Origin of the sequence: Pontibacterium sp., assembly GCF_041587635.1 — a bacterium.
In the GTDB taxonomy this organism is placed as follows: Bacteria; Pseudomonadota; Gammaproteobacteria; order Pseudomonadales; family Balneatricaceae; genus Pontibacterium.
The window spans coordinates 1-3,499 of sequence record NZ_JBFGYC010000434.1 but is presented as its reverse complement, the minus strand read 5'-3'; the positions used below and the strand labels follow the sequence as shown (position 1 = coordinate 3,499).

Sequence of the window (3,499 nt, the reverse complement as noted above, 5' to 3'; positions counted from 1 at the left end):
GGATGGAGCATACCCAATCACACCAGCAAACCGCGTTCGAATGCTTCATGTACGGCCGTACCACCGCCATTCTGCCAATGAACGGCAACCGCTCCTCCGTTGTTATCACCGTTAACAGTCGTGATGCACAAGGCTTTGCTGAGATGAGCGAAGCAGAGTTTAACCACAACGTTGAGCAGCAGCTTGATGGTCTGCTGGGTGATATGAAGCTGATCGGCAAACGTCATGTCTATCCACTGGTCGCTGTACACGCCAACCAGTTTGTCGCCCGCCGTTTCGCCCTGATCGGTGATGCCGCCGTTGGTATGCATCCGGTCACTGCCCACGGCTTCAATCTGGGTCTGCGCGGACAGGCGAATCTGGCCAAAGAGATCAGCCACGCCATCGCTGAAGGTACAGATATCGCCAGCCCGGCACTGCTTAAGGCCTACGAAACCAGCCATATGAGGACAACCCGCGTGCTCTATCACGGCACCAACGTGGTTGTTGGCCTCTTTACCAATGAATCCCTGGCCGCCAAGCTGGCACGCAAAGCCACCCTGCGCCTTGCGAACAACATCGCACCCATTAAACGCCTGATCACGGAATCCCTGACCGAACGGGATCTGGAAGGTACCAATCCACTTCAGGATCTGAAAAACAACCTGCCACCGATACCGGATTTTCTTCCAGTCGAGAAGGCTCGCGAACAGATCGAAAAAGTACTGCCCGACAAGCTTCATCCGCTGAATATACTCGGCCTGAAATAAGCCCCTAAAACGAAGAAAGAGGTGTCAGACACCTCTTTCTCAAAGCCTCCACGCTGATACGCCTCGTTATAGCCGCTCAATAATCAGCGCGATCCCCTGCCCGCCACCAATACACATGGTAATCAGACCATAACGACCCTGTGTCCGGTCCAGTTCCGCCATTGTTTTGACGATAATGATAGATCCGGTCGCCCCCACTGGATGTCCTAAAGCCACCGCCCCTCCGTTGGGATTCACCTTTTCCGGCGGCATTTCCAATAGCTCAGTGACCGCCATCGCCTGCGCAGCAAACGCCTCATTGGATTCGATCACATCGATCTGCTGCATACTCAATCCCGCCTTCTGCAACGCCTGCTTAACTGCTGGCACCGGACCCAATCCCATCAAGCGGGGTTCAACACCCGCGAAGGCATAGCTGAGGATACGACAACGCGGTTGCAGACCCCGCTGCTCCGCTTCTTGCAGCGTGGTTAGCACCATCGCCGCCGCTCCATCGTTCAGACTAGAGGCATTGCCGGCGGTGACAATACCGTCGTTTTTAAACGCCGGACGCAGCTTGGACAAACTCTCTTGCGTGGTTGCCGCACGTGGATGTTCGTCACGCTCAAAGACAAACGTTTTACGCCCCTGCTTTACGGTGACGGGCGCGATCTGATCGTTGAAATAGCCCTGCTCGATAGCCGCACAGGCACAGCGATGACTTTCAGCGGCGAAACGGTCGAGATCTTCGCGACTGTATTTCTGTTGAGCTGCGATATTCTCAGCGGTAATTCCCATATGACCGCTGCCAAAGGGATCGCTTAGAATTCCCAAGGTCATATCCACAATCTGCGTATCCCCCATACGTGCGCCATCACGGGCAGCAGGCATCAGGTAAGCACCGCGACTCATACTTTCGGCACCACCGGCCAACGCGATCCGGCTATCACCCAGCATCAGAAGTTGCGCCGCCGAAATTACCGACTGTACTGAGGAACCACACAGGCGGTTGATATTCACCGCCGCAGAGGTTTCCGGCAAGCCCGCGTTGAGCGCAATATGACGCGACAGATACACATCCTGCGGCGCGGTGGTGATGATATGACCAAACACCGAATGGTCTATATCAGCAGCCGGAACACCCGCACGGCGGATCGCTTCGGTTGCTGCTACCGTTCCGAGTTCCGCAGGCGTCAAACCCGACAAACTGCCACCAAAATCGCCGATCGCGGTACGTACCGCATCAACGATCACGACATCGTTTAAGTTCATAATTCAGTTCCTTAGGTGATCGGCTCAACGTCCTAACATCGGACGGGCGATCACCTCTTTCATGATTTCGGAAGTCCCGGCGTAAATGGTCTGCACGCGGGCGTCTACGTAGAAACGGGAGATGGGGTACTCAGTGGTATAACCGTAGCCGCCAAACAGCTGCAGACATTGATCCGCCGCCTGACATTGCATCTCGGTGGCACTGAGTTTGAGCAATGCCGCATCCTCGACCGTCATCGTGTCAGCTGCATATTTCGTCATGCACTGCTGGTAATAGGCGCGGCACAACTCCAGCTGGGTTTTCACTTCAGCCAACTTGAAACGGGTGTTCTGAAAGTTGCCAACAGTCTGGCCAAAGGCCTTACGTTCCTGCACATAATCCAGTGTTAGCTGCAGCGCGCCATCAGTAGCAGCAATCGCTTGTGTGGCGCAGCCAAGCCGTTCGCGGGGTAGCTCCTGCATCAGGTAAAAGAAACCACGGTTTTCCTCGCCCAACAGCGCATCGGCAGGCACCCGCAGATTGTCAAAAAACAGCTCGGCTGTATCACTGCTGTGCTGACCAATCTTTTTAATACCACTGCCTCGGGAGAAGCCGGGTAACGAGGTATCCACCAGAAACAGGGAGATCCCTTTCGCCCCCGCACTGCTGTCTGTTTTTGCACACACGATCACCAGATCAGCCAGTAATCCATTGGTAATAAAGATTTTGCTGCCGTTGATAACCCAGTCATCACCGTCACGCACCGCAGTCGTACGTAGCGCCGCGAGATCACTGCCAGAGCCGGGTTCGGTCATCGCTATGGCACCCACGACCTCTCCACTCACCATCGGCTGCAACCAGCGTGTTTTCTGGGCATCGTTGCCCACATGAAAGATATAAGGCGCCACGATGTTGGAGTGGATGTTGTGACTGCTGGCAAGACCGCCAAAACCCATCCGGGCCATTTCGCCGATCACCAGTTGAGCCACTTCAAACGAAGCGCCTGCCGCACCGTATTGTTCCGGCAGATCGACACACAACATGCCCGCCTGCCCGAGTGTCTGCCAGAGTTCACGCGGCACCTGCCCTGCGTTTTCCCAACTTTCGTAATACGGCTCAACCTCCTGCGTTAGCGCACGGCAGGTCATCTCGCGGAACAATTCCAGTTCGGCCAATTCAGCATCAGTTTGCATATCAATCTCCTATTTAGGCTCCATGCGGATGGCGGCATCAAGGCGGATCACCTCGCCATTGAGATAGGGATTGCTGATGATGTGGCAGCAAAGATCGGCAAACTCCTCTGGCAAGCCAAAACGCTTGGGGGACTGCACCATTTCGATCAATGGCTCACGTACTTTTTCCGGCAGAGAGGTCATCATCGGGGTATCGAATAAACCCGGCGCGATGGTCATCACCCGGATATTGTGGGACGCCAGATCCCGGGCGAGTGGCAACGTCATCCCCGCAATCGCGGCCTTACTGGCACTGTACGCCGCCTGTCCGGACTGGCCGTCAAAGG

Annotated in this window: 4 protein-coding genes; 1 reads left to right on the top strand and 3 read right to left on the bottom strand. The window is 55.4% G+C overall.

Features of this window, described 5'->3' with window-relative positions:
• Positions 1-749: FAD-dependent monooxygenase (locus ABYW01_RS16970; RefSeq protein WP_372834996.1), on the top strand; the 749-nt coding region annotated here is incomplete at its 5' end.
• Positions 750-815: 66 nt separating this feature from the next.
• Here the strand turns inward: ABYW01_RS16970 and bktB are convergent.
• From bktB to ABYW01_RS16955, 3 genes are all read right to left on the bottom strand, one after another.
• On the bottom strand, positions 816-2,000 hold the full coding sequence (gene bktB / locus ABYW01_RS16965) for a beta-ketothiolase BktB (RefSeq protein ID WP_372834993.1): 1,185 nt from the start codon (positions 1,998-2,000) through the stop codon (positions 816-818).
• A gap of 24 nt (positions 2,001-2,024) precedes the next feature.
• A complete protein-coding gene (locus ABYW01_RS16960) occupies positions 2,025-3,173 on the bottom strand; it encodes an acyl-CoA dehydrogenase family protein (RefSeq protein WP_372834990.1) in 1,149 nt (382 codons plus the stop codon).
• A gap of 9 nt (positions 3,174-3,182) precedes the next feature.
• Positions 3,183-3,499, bottom strand: a 317-nt coding sequence (locus ABYW01_RS16955; RefSeq protein ID WP_372834988.1) for an SDR family oxidoreductase, incomplete at its 5' end; no start/stop codon positions are given.

Bases quoted from the DNA above. Each gene is read 5' to 3' on its own strand.
- ABYW01_RS16960 (WP_372834990.1), bottom strand. From the start codon at position 3,173: ATGCAAACTGATGCTGAATTGGCCGAACTGGAATTGTTCCGCGAGATG.
- bktB (WP_372834993.1), bottom strand. From the start codon at position 2,000: ATGAACTTAAACGATGTCGTGATCGTTGATGCGGTACGTACCGCGATC.